Source organism: Pseudomonas protegens, assembly GCF_013407925.2.
Lineage (GTDB): Bacteria > Pseudomonadota > Gammaproteobacteria > Pseudomonadales > Pseudomonadaceae > Aquipseudomonas > Aquipseudomonas fluorescens_AP.
The window spans coordinates 1,945,740-1,965,409 of sequence record NZ_CP060201.1 but is presented as its reverse complement, the minus strand read 5'-3'; the positions used below and the strand labels follow the sequence as shown (position 1 = coordinate 1,965,409).

Below are 19,670 nucleotides of genomic sequence, written 5' to 3'. Positions count from 1 at the left end.
AGGTTTGAGGAGCCCGCTTTTTTTGCACACCGCCGTAGATCCAGGAAGGCCACGATGTCGGACGCTCAAGTCGCAACTCCCCCGCAGGACGTATTGGACAAGGCTGTCGCCGAAGGCGGCGCCTATGAGGTGCTGCACAAGCGCCTGCTGGACCAGGGCCAGCGCCTGCGGGCCACCACCGACGACCTCAACCAGAGGCGTCTCGACGAGTTCGGCAACAGCCGCATGGAAGTGGTCGGGCGGGTGCGCATCCGCACCGAGAACAACTGCATCGCCCGGGACATCGTCCAGGTCGGCGACTGCCTGTTGTTCGGCTACAACGTGTTTATCGGCCTGAAGAAGGAAACCAGCGTCGCCGACGTGTTTTCCCTCTACCGGCTGGTGGAAGAGGGCGAAGGCTACGAAGCCGAACCCGTGCCCCTGGAAGGCAGTTTCCTTTCTGCCCAGGGCTTCCTCAACGATTTCAACGAGCTTTACACCTATTACAAGAACACCCGCCTGCTGCAACTGGCGATCCGTGACGGCAAGCTGCTGGCGAGTTTCCAGATCGGCGAGCGCGTCACCGATGTGCGGGTGTTCCGCTGGTCGATCTCGGTGGACGGGCGTGAAGTCCGTTACATCGACAACCGTGGCGAGCGGGATATCGCCCTGCCGGCACCCTTCGATTTCGAATGGAAGAAGGCCACCCGCGAGATGGTGGTCGAAGGCCGCTTCCCGCACCTGAACATCCTCGACACGGTGTTCGTCGAAACCATCGGCGGCGACCTGACCATCAAGGTCGAGAACAACACCGAGTCGGGCCTGGGCATCTACCGCGAAGAGGTGCTGGACAAGACCCAGTCCCTGGACGACTCGCAGATCGAATTCGCCCGCCTGGGCAGCCTGATCCTGCTCAAGGTCCTGCCGTACCGCGAAGAGCAGTGGCGCTATCTGGTGTTCAACAGCCTGACCCGCCAGGTGGAGCGCATCGACGCCATCGGCCTGGCCTGCGTGCAACTGCCGGAAGACCACGGGATCATCTTCCCTGGCGGCTATTACCTGCAGAGCGGCGAGTACAAAACCTTCGAACAGTCCATGGACGGCATGCGCTTCAAGCGCTCGGTGCGCTCGCCCAATGGTGAAGATGTGCAGTACATCTTCTACCACCCGGAGCAGGGCCGCTCGGTGCTGCTGACCTACAACATGATCAACCGCCAGTTGCAGAACCCGCTGTTCGGCCACGGCTACGCGCGCCTGGAAGACGGGCGCATGGTGATCTTCGCCGCCGAAGGCGACGAGCCGACCCGGGTGCACCCGATGCAGGTCTGGCAGACGCCATTCTTCACCGAGGAATACGCCGCGCGGCAACCGACCCGCAGCGGTTTCCTCGGGCGCATCGGCAATGCCGAACTGGTGCGCAGCGTGTCCGACCTCTACGACCTGTGCCGCGAGATCGACACCCCGGCGGTGTCGGTGCAGCGCTATTCGCTGCTGTGCCAGAACACCCGGCGCCTGTTCGATGTGTACCACTGGCTGGGCAGCGCCGAGCTGGACGGCCTGGCGCCGCTGCTGCGGGAAGTGGCGTCCACCTCGGAGCTGGTGCTGGATGAGTACGAGAAAGTCGAAAGCATCCGCCGTCAGTCGGACCAGGCCATGGTGGCCGCCGAGGCCAAGCAGAAAACCCTGCTCGACAGCCTGCTGGTGGACAGCTGGGATCAGGTGCAGAGCTTCGTCGATGCGCTGAACGGCATCACCGCCCAGCGCGGCCTGCTGCTGACCATTCGCGACTACCGCTACATCGACGTGGCGCGCATCGACGCCATGGAAGCCGAGCTGCTCAAGGCCCAGGAACGCACCGCCGCCGGCACTGCGACCTTCCTCGCCAGCGACCAGGCCCTGCAACCCTTCGTCACCCAGCTGGAAACCCTCGACGCCCAGGCGCAGAAAGCCGAAACCGTGGCCCAGCTCAGTGAGCCCCTGGGCGCTCTGCAAGCCATGGCCGGCGATCTGGACATGCTGTCGAGCCTGATGGCCTCGCTACAGATCGACGACGCCACCCAGCGCACCCGGATCATCGAATCCATCTCGCAGATCTACGCCCGCCTGAACCAGGCCAAGGCCCGCGCCGAGCAACGGCGCAAGGGCCTGGGCTCGACCGAGACCGTGGCCCAGTTCGGCGCCCAGTTCAAACTCTTCAGCCAGGGCATCACCAACGCCCTGGCCCAGGCCCAGGACCCCGAGCGTTGCGACGAGCAACTGTCGCGCTTGCTGGTGCAACTGGAGGAGCTGGAAAGCCGCTTTGGCGATCACGAACAGTTCCTCGGCGACATCCTCGGCAAGCGCGAGGAGTTGCTGGAAACCTTCGAGGCCCACAAGCAATCGCTGCTCGACGAGCGCCAGCGCAAGGCCCAGGGCCTGCTGGACGCGGCGCGGCGGATCCTCGACAGCCTCGGCCGGCGCACCGCCAAGTTCACCCAGGCCGAGGAGCTCAATGCGTTCTTCGCCGCTGACCCGCTGATCCTCAAGCTGCGGGAGCTGGCCGAGCGCCTGCGCGAGCTCAAGGACAGCGTCAAGGCCGACGATGTCGAGTCGCGCCTCAAGGGCGCCCGGGATCAGGCGGTGCGCGCCCTGCGCGACAAGACCGAGCTGTTCGAAGAGGGCGGCAACGTCATCAAGCTGGGGCCGCGCCACCGCTTCAGCGTCAACACCCAGGAGCTGGACCTGACCCTGATGCCCCGGGGCGATGAACTGCACCTGCACCTGACCGGCACGGATTTCCTCGAACCCCTGCGCGACCCCGAGCTGGAAGCCCTGCGCGACTTCTGGCAGGTGGCCCTGGAGTCGGAATCGGCCCAGCTGTACCGCGCCGAATACCTGGCCGGGCAAGTGCTGGACGCCGCCGACCAGGGCCAGGAGGGCCTGAGCCTGGAAAGCCTGAAACCCTTGCTGGCGCAGCCTGAAGAACTGGCGCGGGTGATCCGTGATTTTGCCGCGCCGCGCTACAAGGAAGGCTACGAGAAGGGCATTCACGACCACGATGCGGCGGCGATCCTGCTGCAACTGCTACCGCTGCGCGACAGCGCCGGCCTGCTGCGCTTCGGCGCGGCGGCGCGGGCCTTCGCCGCGCTGTTCTGGGACCGCCAGCAGCACTCGCCGCAACCGCAGCAATGGGCCGAACGGGCTCGCACCAGCCGGCATATCCAGCAACTGTTCGGCCGTCGTGAAGGCTTGCTGCAATTGCAGGAAGAAATCTTCCTGGCGCTGCAGGACTGGCGCCAGCAGCAGGCCTTCAGCCTGCCGGCGGAACTGCTGCCGGAAGCCGCCGAATACCTGGTGCAGGAGCTGGCGGCGGAGCGCATCGAATTCACCTTCAGCAAATACGCCAAGCAACTGCAGGAAGCCCTGAACTTGCGCCTGCAAGGCGCACGCATGTGGGACGACTACCAGCAGGCCCTGGCCCAGCTGGCCGAGCGCCCCGCCGCGCAGTGGGCGCTGGCCGGCAACTGGCTCTCGGCCTTGTGTGCCGAAGGCGAGTTCGCCGAATGGAGCGACTACGTGCCCGAGGCGGTGGCCCTGTCGCTGCTGCGGGAAGACTTTGCCAAGCGCATCACCGAAGTCGACCTGCGATTCAAGGTCGACAACCTGATGGGCGAACACCCGCGCATCCAGGAGCGCAGCCTGTCCCTCACCGTGGACGGTTTCTTTGCCCGCCTGCGGGCCCACCGCGAGCAGTTCCTGCCCGGCCTGCAGCGTTACCAGGCGCTGCGCCAGGGCATCATCAGTCGTGAGCGCTCGGCCCTGCGCCTGAGCGAATTCAAGCCGCGGCCGCTGAGTTCGTTCGTGCGCAACAAGCTGATCAACGATGTGTACCTGGGCTTTATCGGCGACAACCTGGCCAAGCAGATGGGCACCGTGGGCGAGAACAAGCGCACCGACCTGATGGGCCTGTTGATGCTGATTTCGCCACCGGGCTACGGCAAGACCACCCTGATGGAATACGTCGCCCACCGCCTGGGCCTGATCTTCATGAAGATCAACGGCCCGGCCCTGGGTCACCAGGTGCGTTCCCTGGACCCGGCCCAGGCGCCGGACGCCACTTCGCGCCAGGAACTGGAGAAGCTCAACCTGGCCCTGGAGATGGGCAACAACGTGATGCTCTATGTCGACGACATCCAGCACACCCACCCGGAATTCCTGCAGAAATTCATCTCGCTGTGCGACGGCACCCGACGCATCGAAGGCGTGTGGAAAGGCCGCACCAAGACCTACGACATGCGCGGCAAGAAGTTCTGCGTGGTGATGTCGGGCAACCCGTACACCGAGTCCGGCGAAGTGTTCAAGATCCCCGACATGCTGGCCAACCGGGCCGACATCTATAACCTCGGCGACACCCTGGGCGGCATGCAGGAAGCCTTCGCCCTGAGTTACATCGAGAACGGCCTGACTTCCAACCCGGTGCTGGCGCCCCTGGCCACCCGCGACATGGCGGACGTCTACCGCTTCGTCGCCAAGGCCGAAGGCAAGGCCTTCTCCAGCAACGAGCTGAGCCACAGCTACAGCGGCGCCGAGATCAACGAAATCACCACCACCCTGCAACGCCTGATGCAGGTGCGCGACGTGGTGCTGCGGGTCAACCAGCAGTACATCGCCAGCGCCGCCCAGGCCGACCAGTACCGCAGCGAGCCGCCGTTCAAGCTGCAAGGCAGCTACCGCAACATGAACAAGATGGCCGAGAAGATCTCGGCGGTGATGAACGACGCCGAGCTGCTGCAACTCTTGGCCGACCACTACCAGGGCGAATCCCAGCTGCTGACCACCGGCGCCGAGGAAAACCTGCTCAAGCTCGCCGAGCTGCGGGGTAACCAGACCCCGGAGCAGAGCGAGCGCTGGGCCCAGATCAAGCGCGACTTCGTGCGCAACCGCTCCATGGGCGGCAGCGACAGCGATGTCGGCACCCGGGTCGTGGCCCAGCTCAACGATCTGGTGGAAGGCGTGCGCGGCCTGGCCCGACCCGCGCAGCAGCATGACCTGCGCGAAGTGCTGGAAAACCTCTCCGAGCACCTGGAGAACAGCTTCCTGCCACTGATCAAGGTCATGCACAAGAAGATCGACGTCGACCTGCACAGCCACCAGCGCATCGGCGACATCGCCACGCGTGTGGACGAATTGAGCCGCATGCTCAGCCACGGCGATGTGCCCACCCTCAAGGACCCCCAATAGCCGCTGCCGGCTTGCCGGCGCACAGCCAAGGATCACGACATGGATTTTGCCCACCTGGACCAGCAACTGCGCGACAGCCTGCTGGACCTGAAACTGAGCAACGAAGAACGCGACGAACTGCGCCAGCTGGGCAGCGAACTGAGCAGCGACCAGGTGCGCTACCTGCGCAACCGGGCCTTTGATCTGGTGCGCGAGCTGGCGCTGACAGACAGCGCCAATGTGCTGCCGGCGCTGAAATGGCTGGAGCAGGTGATCAAGACCCTGGACACCCACAGCGCCCCGGTGCGCGACATGGCCAGCGCCCACTTCAGCCCGGGCGAGGATTGCCGGCGCAAGATCCGCGACCTGTGCCGCCAGGCGCGAGTCTCGGTGGATATCTGCGTGTTCACCATTTCCGACGATCAACTGAGCGACGAAATCCGCGCCTGCCACCAGCGCGGCGTGGCCGTGCGGGTGATCAGCGACAGCGAAAAACAGTACGACGTCGGCAGCGATATCGCCGCGCTACGCGAAGCCGGGGTGCCGGTGCGGATCGACGACACGCCGTTCCACATGCACCACAAGTTCGCCGTATTCGATGGCCGGACCCTGCTCAACGGCAGCTTCAACTGGACCCGCAGCGCCACCACCGGTAATGAGGAAAACCTGCTGGTGATCGACCATCCGCAACTGGTGGCCAGTTACCTCAAGGAGTTCAACGAGCTCTGGGCCCGCTACGCGCCGCGTTAAGGCGTGCAGCGGCGGGCCAGCACCCGGCCTCAGGCGGCGTTCGGCTGACTCCAGAGGCTGTCGTCGGCCAGCCTGTCGAGGAGTTTCTGGCGCAACCTATGGGCCTGTTCCGGGGCGCTCTGGCTCAGGGTTTCCAGGGCCAGGTGCAACTGCTGCAGCGGGTTTTCGCTGTTAAACAGGCTGCCCAGTTCCAGGCCGGCAATGGCTTCTTCGAAACGTTGCTGGCGGATATGGTTCAGCAGCGTGGCGTGGCTTAACTGGCTGGCATAGGAAACGTTCTGTTCCAGGCGGCTCTTGAGCTCGGCGGCCTTTGCCTGCTCGTCGATGTAGAGGTAGACCAGTGCCAGCTGTGCCAGGTGGTAGTTTTTTTCCGCTGGATCCAGCGCCGCATTCTGAGCTTCGTCGTCGAGCGCTTGCACGGTCTGGTCCAGCAGTTCGATGGCTTGCCGGGTCTGTTCCAGGTCGTGCAGCAATTTGGCCTGTGCTGCCTGTTTCACCGGGCGATCGGCATATTCGAGCTGGGTGTTGAGGAGCGCCACTTCCTCAAGACCGTTGCGGATCAGCTCGCTGTCGCGGCGCTGGGGCGCCAGGGCCGCCTGCACCCACAACTGGGTTTCCACGATCAGCAGGCGATGCCACGGCCATTGCTCAGCGCCACGCCAGGTCTCCAGTGTCAGCAGGGCCTGCTCCAGCAGGTGGGCGCACCAATGCGGGTGCTCCTCAAGGTAGGTGCGCCACAGAGAGAGCAGGCACCACAGACGCTGCGAGGGCGCGATCGCGCAGGCCTGCAAGGCCGCCTCGGCCTCGGCCAGCTCATGGCGCGCGACATGCCAGTGCAACAGGCTCAGCAGCATCTCGCTGGCGTGTCTCACCGGCACCTGCGCGATCAGCTGCGCCGCCAGGTCCGGGCGGCTGGCGTCCAGGATCAGCTTGAGCAGCGCTGGGTAGCCGCAGTAGTCCTCGGGCTCGGGGTTCTGCGCCAGCAGTTCGAACCCGGCGTCGAATTCCCCGGCTTGCATCAGCAAGACCACGACGATGATCTGGGCCGACGCGGGCAATTGCGCGGCCATGGCCGGGAACTGCGCGTCCTGCCCCTGGGCACGGTACTCGCGCAGGGTCTGTTCCAGTTCATACGGGTCCAGTTCGTCGGCCGGCTGTTTGAGCAGCAGTTGCCAGGCCAGGCCGAGGCTGATGGCGGCTTGCTCGGCCTGTCCCACACTGCGTTGCAGGGTCGCCAACTTCCGGTGCTCACCGGCACAGCCCTGGTTCAACTGCTCGACACCGAAGGTCACCAGCAAGGCGCGGGCCTGCTCAAGTTCACCGCGGGCCACCAACAGTGGGATGCGCAGCAGGGGTGCTGACGGCAGGGGCTGATGCAGGCGCTCCAACAGGCTCAGCACCGCCTGCGGGCCGTCCTCGTCGAGCAGGGTTTCGAGCAGTCGGTACAGCGCCATGGGCTGGTAGGTTTCGTCGAGCTCGGCCAGGACTTCCAGAGCCTGGGCCTGGTTGCCTTGCCGATACAGCGCGGCGGGTATCTGCAGCAGCCCCTGTTGCCGGGCTTTGCCCGTCAGGCGCTGGGCCAGTTGCAGGGCCACCTGCGGTTCGACGGCGCTCAGGTACGCGGCGCGATTGATCTGCGCCTCCTCGTCCAGGTTGATGCCCGGGCTGCTGCCCTGGTCATTGCTGCTGCCCTTGTGGGCATAGACCACCAGCAGCGAGATCACGCCGGTGATGAGCAGCAGGATGATAAGCACTTCCATGATTCGGCTTTCCTTGGGGGCGAGAACGGCTCAAGACTCTGGACGCCAACACAGCGCCCCGTTGGGGGCGCGCAAAAGGCCGCTGAGTCAATTCGCCTGAGAGGTGCGCCAGGCCTGCCCGCTGCTGAACCGCTCCATCAGTTGTTGCTGAAGTTCGGCGGCGCGCTCGGGGGCGCGCTGGTGCAGCTCCTCCAGGGCCTGATACAGGCGTGATAGCGGCTTCTTGTCGCTGAGCAGGACGCTCAGGTTCAGGGCTTCGATGGCCTGGGCGTAGCGCTGGTGCTCGATGTGATTGAGCAGCAGGTCCTCTTCCAGGTCGCGACTACCGGCCTCCAGGCTGTGCAATCGATCCTGCAGGGCCTGGGCCTGCTGCGCCTCGTCGATGCTCAGGTAGGCGCTGGCGATGTCCTCCAGGTAGAAGGTTTTGTCCATTTCATCGACCTCCGGCAGGCGGTCGCTATCCAGCAATGCCAGGGCCTGCTCCAGCAGGGTCCTGGCCTGGGCGGTCTGCCCCAGGTCGTGCAGCAGCCTGGTCTGCTCGCGAATGCACAGCAATTGCTGTTCGCCGTCTTGCTGCTGATGCAAGCGCTGCCATTCCTCAAGGCTGCTGCGCACCAGCCAACTGTCCCGGCGATGGGCCGGCAGTCGGCTTTGCAGCTGTAGCTGGGTGTACAGGGCCTGCATGCGCATGCCGCTCCAGAACTCCTGGTCATTCTTGTAACCGTCGATCTGTTGCAGCGCCTTGGCCAGCAGTGCCTCGGCCCATTGCGGCTGGGTGGCGTGGTGCTGCTCACAGAGACTGAGCATCAGCCCCGGATGCTGGCTATGTTCAGGTTCCAGGCTCAGCAGCAACGCTTCGGCCTCTGCGGTCCGGCCTTGTGTCGCCAGATGGCTCAGCAGGCTCAGCAGCAGGCTGTAGCGATGCAGGTCGGGGGCCTTCTCCAGCAGGCGCAGGGCGTTGTCGATGGGAGGAAGGGCCAGGGCCAGGTCCATCAGTTCGCTGTGGGTGGTGGAGTAGAGGTCTTCGCTGATGGGGGCCAGCAGGTTGAGGGCAGCGTCCAGTTGACCGGCCTGGATCAGGGCGGCGACTGCCTGGGCCCGTTCTTCTGCCGGCAGGGGCGCGGCGCGGGTGAGGATCGTGTCGAACTGACCCAGGGTTGCGCAGGCTTCGAACAGGCTGCGCAGCGTTGACTGGCGATGGCCGTCCTCGGATTGGTCAAACGCCGACCAGGCGAGCTCGACGCTGACCAGCGCCGCGTCCTGCATCCCGGCCTGATGCTGCAGGCGCGCCAGGATCAGCAGGTTGCCGATGCTCTGGCGTTCATGGGCGGCCGCTTGGCGCGGGTCGCTCAGTTCGCCCAGCACGGCCAGGGCCCGCTCCTGTTCGCCACGGGCCTGGAGGATACGCACTTGCAGCAGCGGCCAGCTGGGCAGGGATTCCCCCCAGTTCTCCAGGAGTTCCAGGCAGGCCTGGGTGTCGTCGCTGTCGAGCAGGGTTTCGATCAGGGTATTGAGCACGTAGTCCCGGGCGTGAGGCGGCAGTTGCTGGTACAGCTCCCGGGCCTGGGTTTTGTGGCCTGCCAGGTAGAGCTCGCTGGCCACCAGTTGCAAGGCCAGTTCCCGGGCTTCGCCGGGTAGCGTCTCTGCCAGTTTCAGCGCCAGCAGCGGTTCGGCCTTGCTCAGCAGCAGGGTCTGATTGATCTGCGCGGTGAGGTTGCTGGTCAGCTCCAGGTCCTCGTTTCGATCGGCGGTTTTCTGGCGGGAGTACAAAATCAGTGCGATGAACAGCAGCACGATGACAAGCAGGGTGACAAAGAGGGTCATGGACGTCCTTTTCTATTGAACTGCGGCGTTGGCGCGATGCGCGCCAGCTGATTCGCGCGGGGGTTATAAAACCCGGGCGGCAGGCTGGCAACCGACTTTACCGAGGCAATGCATTTCAGCGGATTTCAGCGCCAGGGCCGCTGGCCGGTCAGCGGTCGGGCAGGGCGGCAGGTTTCGGGTTAGACTTGCCGCCTTTTCGCACACTCAAGAAGCCCGCACATGGCCCAGCCGTCCACCACCTACAAATTCGAACTGAACCTGACCGACCTCGACCGCGGGGTCTATGAAAGCGTCAAGCAGACCATCGCCCGTCACCCTTCGGAAACTGAAGAGCGCATGACCGTGCGGCTGCTGGCCTACGCCTTCTGGTACAACGAGCACCTGTCGTTCGGTCGGGGTCTGTCGGATGTGGACGAGCCGGCACTGTGGGAAAAGAGCCTGGACGACCGCGTGCTGCACTGGATCGAAGTCGGCCAGCCGGACGCCGATCGCCTGACCTGGTGCTCGCGCCGCACCGAACGCACCAGCCTGCTGGCCTACGGCAGCCTGCGGGTCTGGCAGACCCGGGTGCTGGACGCGGTGAAGAACCTGAAGAACCTCAACATCGCAGGCGTACCCCAGGACGTTCTCGAAACCCTGGCCAAGGACATGCCGCGCGTCATCAAGTGGGACGTGATGATCAGCGAAGGCACGATCTTCGTCACCGATGATCGCGGCCAGCACGAAGTGCAGCTGGAATGGCTGCTGGGCGAGCGCGGCTGATTGCCCGCTCTGCCCCTGAACGATCCACCGTCCCCCCAGAGAAGTTGCTGTTAGCCCATGCGTATCGAACCCCGTGAGTTGCCCGCCGTCCTGCCCTTTCTCGGCGATCTGCCGCCACTGCTGACCCGCCTTTATGCCGCCCGTGGCGTGCAGTCGGTGGAGGAACTGGACAAGAGCCTGGCGCGGCTGATCCCGTATCAGCAGCTCAAGGGCATCGACGCCGCGGTGGACCTGCTGGTGACCGCCCTGGACCAGCGCCAGCGCATCCTCATCGTCGGCGACTTCGACGCCGATGGCGCCACCGCCAGCACCGTGGGTGTGCTGGGCCTGCGCCTGCTGGGCGCGGCCCATGTCGATTACCTGGTGCCCAACCGCTTCGAATACGGCTACGGCCTGACCCCGGAAATCGTCGCCGTGGCCCTGCAGCGCGAGCCGCAGTTGCTGATCACCGTGGACAACGGCATCTCCAGCGTCGAAGGCGTGGCGGCGGCCAAGGCCGCAGGCTTGCAAGTGCTGGTCACCGACCACCACTTGCCCGGCCATGAACTGCCGGCGGCGGACGCCATCGTCAACCCCAACCAGCCGGGCTGCGAGTTTCCGAGCAAGGCCCTGGCCGGGGTCGGGGTGATCTTCTATGTGCTGATGGCCCTGCGTGCGCGCCTGCGCAGCCTGGGTCACTATGAAACCCGGCCGCAGCCGAACATCGGCGAGCTGCTGGATTTGGTGGCCCTGGGTAGCGTGGCGGACGTGGTGCCCCTGGACGCCAACAACCGCATCCTGGTGCATCAGGGCCTGGAGCGGATTCGCGCCGGTCGCGCGCGGCCGGGGCTCAAGGCGATTCTCGAAGTGGCCAAGCGCGATCATTCGCGCATCACCTCCACCGACCTGGGCTTTATCCTCGGTCCGCGGCTCAACGCCGCCGGGCGCCTGGACGACATGAGCCTGGGCATCGAATGCCTGCTCAGCGACGACGTTTCCGCCGCGCGGGCCATGGCCGCCCAGCTCGACGAACTGAACCAGGACCGCAAATCCATCGAGCAGGGCATGCAGCGCGAAGCCCTGGCCCAGCTCAAGGAGCTGCCGGTGGAGTCGATGCCGTTCGGTCTGTGCCTGTTCGACGCCGACTGGCACCAGGGGGTGATCGGGATTCTCGCCTCGCGCCTGAAAGAGCGTTACCACCGTCCGACCATCGCTTTTGCCGACGCCGGCGAGGGCATGCTCAAGGGCTCGGCGCGTTCGGTGCCGGGCTTCCATATCCGCGACGCCCTGGACGCCGTGGCCGCGCGCCATCCGCAACTGATCAGCAAGTTCGGCGGCCACGCCATGGCCGCCGGCCTGTCGTTGCCGGAGCAGAACTTCCCGGCCTTCGCCGAGGCCTTCGACGAAGAAGTGCGGCGCCAGCTGCGCGAAGAAGACCTCACCGGGCGCCTGCTGTCGGACGGCACCCTGGCGGTGGAAGAGTTCCACCTGGAACTGGCCCGCGCCCTGCGCCACGCCGGTCCCTGGGGCCAGCACTTCCCCGAGCCGATGTTCCATGGCGTGTTCGAACTGGTGGAGCAACGCATCGTCGGCGAGCGTCACCTGAAAGTGGTGCTACGCAGCGAATGCGGCTCGCTGAAGCTGGACGGCATCGCCTTCGGCATCGACCGTGAAGTCTGGCCCAACCCGACCATTCGCTGGGTGGAACTGGCCTACAAGCTCGACCTCAACGAGTTCCGTGGCCAGGAAACCGTGCAGTTGATGATTGCCCATATCGAACCGCGTTAAGGGACGCTGCGGCTGGTTTCGCCAGACTTTTGGAAAGCGGGATGGCGGTATGTCTCTTTCTTTTGTAAGGGGTTTCCGAGACACTCCCGGGCGCTTGTGGCGATCTACTCAGCTGACTAGTCTCGGTTCATCACTGCCTATCAGTGATCGGGAATAGCAGCCCGGGTCGAACGCAAGCGATGCCATCAGCACTGCAATTCAGATTTGCAGTGTGCTGTTATGGCGGCTGTGCGTGGGGGCGCTTTCGGGCGCACCGGTTCCTCGACCCGGTCTGCTAGCCCGCGTACAGCCGCCACCCTTTTAAACGTCTAGCAGCGTTAGGTGTGGAGGCTTCATCGTCGAGGAGCTACACCATGAAAAAGATCGTTCCCGATCCGCCTGTTTCCCCTCCTTCTTCCCGTCGTAATCCTGCCCACGATCTGGCCAATGAAAGGGTTCGCCATGCCCTGGCCAATATCGGCGTAGAGGGCTCGCTGATCGCGACGCTGCAACCCACCGCCGCTGGTTCTGCGGGCCCCGATAACCCCTTCACTGTGCGCCCCGGTATCAGTGCCGAAGAAGCGCTGATTCATGTGTCCATGCTGCTCAAGGCCGCCGAGGAGGTGTCCGATGAAATCACCGAGCACGCCAGCGGCATCGAGCGTGGCCTGATCTGGTCGCTGGTGCATTCGGTGGAGATGGCCCGCGGCGTGGTGGAAGCCTTGCTCGATGGCAATCGCAGGGGGCCTGCAATCTGACGCTCTGCTAGCCGCTGCCCCGCCGCAGCGGCTAGCGCTTGGGTCCGGAGGCAAGTTTTTACCCCGGCACGCATCAGGAACCCTGCCAGCGACACTGTTGTCGACTAGTCTCTAAGCACTGTCTGATTGGCCTTGTGACCTTTTGTCATCCATCTTCCCGCGGGGGCGGGCGCTTCACTTCGCAGTCACTCGTCGACCGTTCAAACAGAACCCTGGAGCCTGACCATTGATCGAGAGGTGCCCCATGAGTCTGCTGCTTGAACCCTATACCTTGCGTCAACTGACCCTGCTCAACCGCATCGCCGTGTCGCCCATGTGCCAGTACTCGTCGGTGGACGGGCTGGCCAACGACTGGCATCTGGTGCACCTGGGCAGCCGCGCCGTCGGCGGCGCCGGGTTGATCTTCACCGAGGCCACGGCGGTCACCGCCGACGGCCGGATCACCGCCCAGGACCTGGGCCTGTGGAACGACGCGCAGATCGAACCCTTGCAGCGCATCACCCGTTTCATCACCGCCCAGGGCGCGGTGGCCGGCATCCAGCTGGCCCATGCCGGGCGCAAGGCCAGTACCCACCGGCCCTGGCTCGGCAAGTCCGGCAGCGTCAAGCCCGAGGACGGTGGCTGGGTGCCGGTGGGGCCCTCGCGGATTGCCTTCGACCCGCAGCACACGCCGCCCACCCAGCTCGACGAGGGGCAGATCGGCGAGATCATCCAGGCCTTCGTTGAGGCGGCCAAACGCGCGTTGGAGGCCGGTTTCAAAGTGGTGGAAGTGCATGCCGCCCATGGCTACCTGTTGCATCAGTTTCTCTCGCCCCTGAGCAACCAGCGCCAGGATCAATACGGCGGCTCGTTCGAAAACCGCATTCGCCTGGTGTTGCAGGTGACCGAGGCGGTGCGCGGGGTGTGGCCCGAGGAGCTGCCGCTGTTCGTGCGGGTGTCGGCCACCGATTGGGTGGAAGACGGCTGGAACCCCGACGAAACCGTGGAGCTGGCGCGGCGCCTCAAGGACCTGGGGGTGGATTTGATCGATGTGTCGTCCGGCGGCACTGCGGCCAATGCCGAGATTCCTACCGGTCCGGGTTATCAGACGCGCTTTGCCGAGCGGGTGCGCAAGGAATCGGGAATGGCCACCGGCACCGTGGGCTTGATCACCGAACCGGCTCAGGCCGAGCACATTCTGCGCACCTGCCAGGCGGACATCATCTTCCTGGCCCGGGAGCTGCTGCGCGACCCTTACTGGCCGCTGCACGCCGATGACGACCTGGGCGGGCGCAAGGCAATCTGGCCGGCGCAGTATCAGCGGGCGACCCACAGGGACCAGCCGATTCATGAGTCGGACTTGCGCGAGTAGCCATCGGGAAATGAAAAAACGCCGCTTTATCGTGAGATAAAGCGGCGTTTTTCTTGCTATCAGTGGCGAGGGAGCTTGCTCCCGCTCGGTCGCGCAGCGGCCGTAAAGCCTGAGGGCGGGGTGTGCGCTGGGGCCCTGGTGGCGGTGGTCATGGGGGGCGACAGGTCGCCCCAGCGGGAGCAAGCTCCCTCGCCACGATCAGCGGTTGGCCCCTCAGGCCTGGATCAGGGGTATTTGCGCTTGTCCGGCGCCGGTGGGAAGTACTGGTACAGCCAGGTTTCGCTCAGGGTGCGATCGTGGGTGCGGATGAACAGCCGCAGTTCCACCGGATCGACGCTGTCGTTGGTTGGGTACCAGTCGAAGAGGATGCGGTAGCCCTTGATCTCGTCCAGTACCAGGATGCTGAAGTCCTTGACCTCGCCGTTGGAAGCGGTGACCACCGGCTCGATGCCGGTGCCGGCGGGCAGGCGGTCGAGGCCGCCGCCGGTGAAGTCCACGGCAAAGCGTCGGGCCCAGACTGGCGGGTAATGCTCGCCCGGGGCCCAGCCCTCGACGAAGCCGCCCATGCCGGAGCGGGTGGCATGCACTCGCGCCAACGGCGTGCCCACCGGCGGCAGGGCGCTCCAGTAGAGCTTGTAGCCGTAGTTCAGGGAGTCGCCGGCGGCCACGGGTTGTTTCGGGGTCCAGAAGGCCACGATGTTGTCCATGGTTTCGCCGGTGGTGGGGATTTCCAGCAGGTCGATGCTGCCTTCGCCCCAGGCGGTGGTGGGCTCGACCCACAGGCTCGGGCGGCGGCTGTACCAGTCCACGGTGTCCTGGTAGCTGGCGAATTCATGGTCGGTCTGCACCAGGCCGAAGCCTTTCGGGTTGGTGTCGGCGAAGGCGTTGAATTGCAGGGTCGCCGGGTTGTTCAGCGGGCGGCAGATCCATTCGCCATTGCCGCGCCACATGGCCAGGCGGTCGGAGTCGTGGATCTGTGGGTGGATGGTGTCGCACATGCGCCGTTCATGGGTGCCGCAGCTGAACATGCTGGTCATCGGTGCGATACCCAGTTGTTCGATGGCGGTGCGGGCGTTGATGTGGGCGTCGATCTCCATCACCACGCGCTCGGCCTGGCAGTCGATGTCGAAGCGGTAGGCACCGGTGGCGCTCGGCGAATCCAGCAGGGCGTAGACCACGAAACGGGTGCTGTCCTTGTCCGGGGTCTCGAACCAGAACTGGGTGAAGTCGGGGAATTCCTCGCGGCGCTTGGCGTAGGTGTCGATGGCCAGGCCCCGGGCCGAGAGGCCGTACTGGCCGGTGGCGTCCACCGCCCGGAAGTAGCTGGCGCCGAGGAAGGACACCACGTCGTGCTTGTCCAGCTCCGGGGCCTTGAACAGCTTGAACCCGGCAAAGCCCAGGTCGCCCTTGAGCTGGGCAGTGTCGACGCTGGTGTTCTGGTAGTTGAACAGCGACGGGCGAAAGTGCACCTCCCGGGCCAGGCGGGTCTTGGGGTCGACGCTGTGCATGCGCACCGGCTGCTTGAAGCCCATGCCGACGTGGAAGAACTGCACGTCCAGCTGGCCGTTCAGGTCATTCCACAGCGAGTGCCGGCTGTCGTACTGGATGGCGTTGAATTGCTGCGGCGTCATCTGCGCCAGGGTCGGTGGCAGCACCTGCTTGGTGTCCAGGTATTGCTTGGCGGCCAATTGCTTGGCCTGGGCCTTGAGGCGCTCGAAATCGAAGGCCTGGGCCTCGCCATCAGCGGCGCCGGCCCAGGCTCGGGCGGCCAGCAGCCCGCTGGCCGAGAGGCCGGTGTAGGCCGCCAGGGCCATGGAAGCTTTGAGGAGGTGCCTGCGGTGCATAGATGAACCTTGTGGGGGGCTGGGATCGTCAGCCGCTCCTGGCTGACTGGGGGGATCGCAAGGTGAGGTCCGGCCATGCCATTGGCCAGACGCAGCGGACGATAAATAGAGGGTCGGTAGAATAAACGGTTCGCCCCGGGCAGAAAAATGCTTAGCTTGTGTCCATTGGTAACCACTTGAATCGCCTCAGGAACCGGCCTCATGTTGCACCTGCGTGCCCTTACCGCAAACGATATCCCGCAGCTCAAATGGATCGACCGCGCCGAAGTCATCGACGGCTTCTACCGGGTGCAGGCTGGCCGTCTGATCGGCTATGCCCAGCACGAGGTGGTGACGGGGTGGCCGGAGGGCGAGGCCGAGCATGACGCGCTGATCTTGCAGCAGTGTTACCAGCGTGGCGGCTGGTTGCATGGGGGCTTCGACGGTGAGGTCTTGGTGGCGGCAGCGGTGGTCGATTGCCTGGCGATCGAGTGCGCCGGGCTGGATTTGCGGCAGTTGAAATTCCTCCATGTGAGCCAGGCTTATCGCGGCCTTGGCCTGGGCCGCCAGCTGTTCGCCCTGGCCCGGGAGCAGGCCCTGGCCATGGGCGCCCAGGGCCTGTACGTGTCGGCCACGCCGTCGCGGCACACCGTGGATTTTTATACTGGCCTGGGCTGTGAGCTGCTGGCCGTCCCGGACCCGGAGCTGCTGCGCCTGGAGCCCGAGGATATCCACCTCTGTCTGCGGCTGGTTTAAGCCGGCGCGCGCTTGCGCCAGTGCGGCCAGGCACCGAGGGTCACCGCCCGCAACAGCCACTCGCAAGGGCCGTACTGATGAGTGCGCAGCCATAGGGCGCTGAGTTGCATCTGCAACAGGTAGATGGCGATCACCAGCAGGGGAATCCACAGCGGCGACAGGTGGTTGATCAGCCCCAGTCCGTAGCCGGTGAACAGCAGGCAGAGGATCAGCGATTGCAGCAGGTAGTTGCTCAATGACATGCGCCCCAGTGGCGCCAGGCATTGGCACAGGCGCTGGCCCAGAGGCGAGTCGAAGGCCCGGAGCAGCAGCATGGCGTAGCTGGCCGAGAGCAGCGGTGCGCTGATCTGGCTGATGCCGTAGCCGATGACTTCCAGGCCGCCACCGGGTGCGTAGGCGCTGCAGTAACCGTAGAGCAGGGCGCCCCCCAGACCGATGGGCAGGGTCAGGGCCAGCAGCCGGGGCACCCGCGTGGCAAAGCGTTCGGGCGCCACCAGCAGGCCTTTTCGTCCGGCCACATAACCCAGGAGGAACATCGCCAGGGTGCTGGGCCCTTGCAGCAGCCACAGGGCCGAGGCGGTTTCCAGCAAATGCGCCGCGTTGTAGCTGAGGGTGTCCAGCGCATCGGCGCCCAGGGCCCGCTCCTTGAGCAGCGGCTGGCCGTCGGCGGCCCCGGTAGAGAGGCCGGCGTTCAGCAGCTCGATGCCGAACAGCAGAATCAGCAGCGCCGTGGTGCCGATCAACAGGATCGCCAGGATGGCCGCGACCCGTGCCGTCAGCCCGCGCAAGGCCAGCAGCACCAGGCCCAGCAAGGCGTACAGGGTGAGGATCTCGCCATAGAACAACAGCGCACCATGCACCAGGCCGATGGCCAGCAAGGCCAGCTGCCGACGCAGCATGCGCGGCACGAAAGGTTCGCCCGCCCGCTCGGCTGAGGCCATCTGCAGGGTGAAGCTGTAGCCGAACAGGAAGGAGAACAGCAGGTAGAACTTGGCCTCGAACAGCACCGACACCAGCCAGCGGATCAGGTGGTCGAGGTCGCTGGCGTAGGCCGGGTTGCTGACCGGCGAGGCGTAGTAGGGATCGGCGAACGACCAGATGTTCACCGCCAGGATGCCCAGTAGCGCGAAGCCGCGCAGGGCGTCCACCTGCTGCAGGCGCGCCACCTGGCGCGGCAATGGCGCGTTCATTTTCGGGACCCGGTCAACAGGGCGTGTTGCAGGGGGACGAGGGGCATGGGCTGGCCTGTCGGTTAAAGGAGTGAGGGCTCAATTAACGCGATCAGGCGGCGAGGGGGCAATCAAACTCTTGTGAAAAAAAGTCAATGGGCCTGCGCCGCCCTGTCCGCCCCAGGGCTGGCACGCCGCTCCGGGTTCAGCTCTGCGCCGGCAGGCACTGGGCTCCGGCGGCGGGCGTTTCGCCTTTTTTCGTCCACCAGGTCAGGGGCCGGAGGCTGTTCAGGTCGCCGCGCTTGATCGCTTCCCGGTAGCAGGCCAGGGCCCGGGGGCCATCGGTGGTGCCCCACTTGCCCTCGGCGTAGCCGCTGCCCAGGTAGTAGTAGGCGTCGGCCGAGTCCAGTTCCCGGGCAGTGCGCAGTACCAGCTCTTCGGACTTGCGTGGTTGCTGGCATTCATTGACCGAGCCATCGCCGAGCGGATCGCAGTAGTACATCGACAGCATCAACGCCGCCTCGGCATCGGTCGCCGCGTAAGGCAGCAGCAATTCTTCCGGTTCCCCGGGCTTGAGCGCCGGGGCCATGCCCGAGTAGCCCAGGCTCACTGCCTGCACGGCCGCCTTGGCCGAGCCATGCCGGGCGGCGTCCAGCAGAAGCTGCTGGCCCAGCTCGAAGAAGTACTTGGTCAACAGGTACTGCTCCCGACCACCGTAGCCCAGGAACAGATCGGCCTTGCGCATCTGCCGCTGCAGGGCGGTTTCATTGGCCGGGGCATCCTGGTCGAGCAGGCCGTCCATGGACCACTGCTCGACCCGCACCAGTTGCCAGCAGGCGCCCTGTTGAAAGACGAAGGCCTGGAGCACGTCGCCCTGCGGGTCATGCACCACCAGGGTCTGGCTCTCCCAGAAGGATTGCAGTCCGGCCCGGGCCTGGGCCTTCGGATCGAGCAGGGTCAGCAGGTGTCGGGTATCGCCTGTCAGCTTGTGCCGGGTGGTGATCTCGCGTCCGTATTCGTCACGGCCCGGGCGCTGTTCGATCAGCGGCGAATCGGTGAACGCCTGCTGCAGCTGCGGGCTGCTGGCAAAGGCCTGGAGGAAGGTCGGCAGGTCGCTGGACGGGCAGGCGGGGGCAGCAGCCTGGGCCACTTGAGCGGCAGCACCGAGCAACAGGGCGGCGCACAGTGGGCGCAACAGATGACGAAGGGCGGGCATCGGCGAACTCGTTGAGTTGGGAAACGGAGCGGCGTTCATGGGGTGTCCGGGGCCGGCGCGGGCACGAAGCGGCGGCACAGCCACTGCGCCAGAGCGATCGCCAGTAGCGGTGGCACGCTCATCAGCAGGCAATAGACGTAGCCGCGGATCGGATGGTCGGGAAACATCGCCCAGGCGCTGAACAGCACCAGGGCGCCGACCAGGCCCAGCTTGGCCTTGAGGTTGGGCACCAGGGCCACCAGCACGCTGACGATGATCAGCAGATAAAACAGTAGATCCACCATCACGCCCAGGCCAAAGCCCTTGGCCAGGGCGCCGAAGTGGCTGCGATACAGCGGTACGCCCCAGACATGCGCCAGATAGAACAGCGGCGCCGGCAGCGCCAGCGGCACCAGGCTGGTGCAGATGCGCAGCAGGTGATAGCGGCTGGTGGCGTCCAGGCTCATGGACGGCACTTGCGGGCGGTGGCGGGGCGGGGCATGGGCGCATCCTTGCTGCCTGAAGGCGTTCGGCGATTGCGGTCGCGGGTAGCGGGGTTTTCAGGCGGCGGATAGTGCCGCAACTGGGGGCGCTTATC

The 19,670-nt window shown here is 65.3% G+C and carries 13 protein-coding genes; 7 read left to right on the top strand and 6 right to left on the bottom strand.

Annotation, left to right across the window (positions count from 1 at the left end; all coding sequences use genetic code 11):
• Positions 1-54 precede the first annotated feature (54 nt).
• Both GGI48_RS09260 and GGI48_RS09255 read left to right on the top strand, forming a co-directional pair.
• Positions 55-5,199 carry a DNA repair ATPase gene (locus GGI48_RS09260; protein ID WP_179597952.1) on the top strand — a complete coding sequence of 1,715 codons (5,145 nt, stop codon included), beginning with the start codon at positions 55-57 and terminating at the stop codon, positions 5,197-5,199.
• A 39-nt stretch (positions 5,200-5,238) separates the two neighbouring features.
• Positions 5,239-5,928, top strand: coding sequence for a phospholipase D-like domain-containing protein (locus tag GGI48_RS09255; protein WP_179597950.1), 690 nt, complete (start codon positions 5,239-5,241; stop codon positions 5,926-5,928).
• Between the two features lie 29 nt (positions 5,929-5,957).
• Here the strand turns inward: GGI48_RS09255 and GGI48_RS09250 are convergent, their stop codons facing one another.
• Both GGI48_RS09250 and GGI48_RS09245 read right to left on the bottom strand, forming a co-directional pair.
• Positions 5,958-7,688, bottom strand: coding sequence for a hypothetical protein (locus tag GGI48_RS09250; RefSeq protein ID WP_179597948.1), 1,731 nt, complete (start codon positions 7,686-7,688; stop codon positions 5,958-5,960).
• A gap of 87 nt (positions 7,689-7,775) precedes the next feature.
• Entirely contained in the window at positions 7,776-9,512 is a 1,737-nt protein-coding gene (locus tag GGI48_RS09245; protein ID WP_179597946.1) for a hypothetical protein, read from the bottom strand.
• Between the two features lie 219 nt (positions 9,513-9,731).
• Between GGI48_RS09245 and GGI48_RS09240 the strand changes: the two genes are divergently transcribed.
• From GGI48_RS09240 to GGI48_RS09225, 4 genes are all read left to right on the top strand, one after another.
• The gene (locus GGI48_RS09240; RefSeq protein ID WP_041116152.1) at positions 9,732-10,274 is read left to right on the top strand and encodes a YaeQ family protein; all 543 of its coding nucleotides are present in this window, start codon (positions 9,732-9,734) and stop codon (positions 10,272-10,274) included.
• Positions 10,275-10,331: 57 nt separating this feature from the next.
• Positions 10,332-12,041 carry a single-stranded-DNA-specific exonuclease RecJ gene (gene recJ, locus GGI48_RS09235; RefSeq protein ID WP_179597944.1) on the top strand — a complete coding sequence of 570 codons (1,710 nt, stop codon included), beginning with the start codon at positions 10,332-10,334 and terminating at the stop codon, positions 12,039-12,041.
• A 353-nt stretch (positions 12,042-12,394) separates the two neighbouring features.
• Positions 12,395-12,778: a DUF6124 family protein gene (locus tag GGI48_RS09230; RefSeq protein ID WP_179597942.1), complete on the top strand. Its 384-nt coding sequence runs from the start codon at positions 12,395-12,397 to the stop codon at positions 12,776-12,778.
• 244 nt (positions 12,779-13,022) lie between these two features.
• Positions 13,023-14,129 carry an NADH:flavin oxidoreductase/NADH oxidase gene (locus GGI48_RS09225; protein WP_103741027.1) on the top strand — a complete coding sequence of 369 codons (1,107 nt, stop codon included), beginning with the start codon at positions 13,023-13,025 and terminating at the stop codon, positions 14,127-14,129.
• A gap of 224 nt (positions 14,130-14,353) precedes the next feature.
• Here the strand turns inward: GGI48_RS09225 and GGI48_RS09220 are convergent, their stop codons facing one another.
• Positions 14,354-15,973 carry a glucan biosynthesis protein D gene (locus GGI48_RS09220; protein ID WP_179597940.1) on the bottom strand — a complete coding sequence of 540 codons (1,620 nt, stop codon included), beginning with the start codon at positions 15,971-15,973 and terminating at the stop codon, positions 14,354-14,356.
• 201 nt (positions 15,974-16,174) lie between these two features.
• Here GGI48_RS09220 and GGI48_RS09215 point away from each other — a divergent pair, with 201 nt between their 5' ends.
• Complete coding sequence (locus GGI48_RS09215) at positions 16,175-16,708, top strand: GNAT family N-acetyltransferase (protein ID WP_179597938.1); 534 nt, start codon at positions 16,175-16,177, stop codon at positions 16,706-16,708.
• On the opposite strand, the gene GGI48_RS09210 is transcribed toward GGI48_RS09215, so the two are convergent.
• The 3 genes from GGI48_RS09210 to GGI48_RS09200 all read right to left on the bottom strand — a co-directional run bounded on the left by GGI48_RS09210 (position 16,705) and on the right by GGI48_RS09200 (position 19,539).
• On the bottom strand, positions 16,705-17,898 hold the full coding sequence (locus GGI48_RS09210; RefSeq protein ID WP_179597936.1) for a DUF418 domain-containing protein: 1,194 nt from the start codon (positions 17,896-17,898) through the stop codon (positions 16,705-16,707). The genes GGI48_RS09215 and GGI48_RS09210 overlap by 4 nt on opposite strands.
• A 184-nt stretch (positions 17,899-18,082) precedes the next feature.
• Entirely contained in the window at positions 18,083-19,093 is a 1,011-nt protein-coding gene (locus tag GGI48_RS09205) for a hypothetical protein (RefSeq protein WP_260620642.1), read from the bottom strand.
• A gap of 35 nt (positions 19,094-19,128) precedes the next feature.
• Positions 19,129-19,539 carry a hypothetical protein gene (locus GGI48_RS09200; RefSeq protein ID WP_179597934.1) on the bottom strand — a complete coding sequence of 137 codons (411 nt, stop codon included), beginning with the start codon at positions 19,537-19,539 and terminating at the stop codon, positions 19,129-19,131.
• Between the last annotated feature and the right edge of the window lie 131 nt (positions 19,540-19,670).

What these genes read in the sequence shown, in the direction of transcription:
- GGI48_RS09260 (WP_179597952.1), top strand. Translation starts at nt 55, where the DNA reads ATGTCGGACGCTCAAGTCGCAACTCCCCCGCAGGACGTATTGGACAAG.
- GGI48_RS09255 (WP_179597950.1), top strand. Translation starts at nt 5,239, where the DNA reads ATGGATTTTGCCCACCTGGACCAGCAACTGCGCGACAGCCTGCTGGAC.
- GGI48_RS09250 (WP_179597948.1), bottom strand. Translation starts at nt 7,688, where the DNA reads ATGGAAGTGCTTATCATCCTGCTGCTCATCACCGGCGTGATCTCGCTG.
- GGI48_RS09245 (WP_179597946.1), bottom strand. Translation starts at nt 9,512, where the DNA reads ATGACCCTCTTTGTCACCCTGCTTGTCATCGTGCTGCTGTTCATCGCA.
- GGI48_RS09240 (WP_041116152.1), top strand. Translation starts at nt 9,732, where the DNA reads ATGGCCCAGCCGTCCACCACCTACAAATTCGAACTGAACCTGACCGAC.
- recJ (WP_179597944.1), top strand. Translation starts at nt 10,332, where the DNA reads ATGCGTATCGAACCCCGTGAGTTGCCCGCCGTCCTGCCCTTTCTCGGC.
- GGI48_RS09230 (WP_179597942.1), top strand. Translation starts at nt 12,395, where the DNA reads ATGAAAAAGATCGTTCCCGATCCGCCTGTTTCCCCTCCTTCTTCCCGT.
- GGI48_RS09225 (WP_103741027.1), top strand. Translation starts at nt 13,023, where the DNA reads ATGAGTCTGCTGCTTGAACCCTATACCTTGCGTCAACTGACCCTGCTC.
- GGI48_RS09220 (WP_179597940.1), bottom strand. Translation starts at nt 15,973, where the DNA reads ATGCACCGCAGGCACCTCCTCAAAGCTTCCATGGCCCTGGCGGCCTAC.
- GGI48_RS09215 (WP_179597938.1), top strand. Translation starts at nt 16,175, where the DNA reads ATGTTGCACCTGCGTGCCCTTACCGCAAACGATATCCCGCAGCTCAAA.
- GGI48_RS09210 (WP_179597936.1), bottom strand. Translation starts at nt 17,898, where the DNA reads ATGAACGCGCCATTGCCGCGCCAGGTGGCGCGCCTGCAGCAGGTGGAC.
- GGI48_RS09205 (WP_260620642.1), bottom strand. Translation starts at nt 19,093, where the DNA reads ATGCCCGCCCTTCGTCATCTGTTGCGCCCACTGTGCGCCGCCCTGTTG.
- GGI48_RS09200 (WP_179597934.1), bottom strand. Translation starts at nt 19,539, where the DNA reads ATGAGCCTGGACGCCACCAGCCGCTATCACCTGCTGCGCATCTGCACC.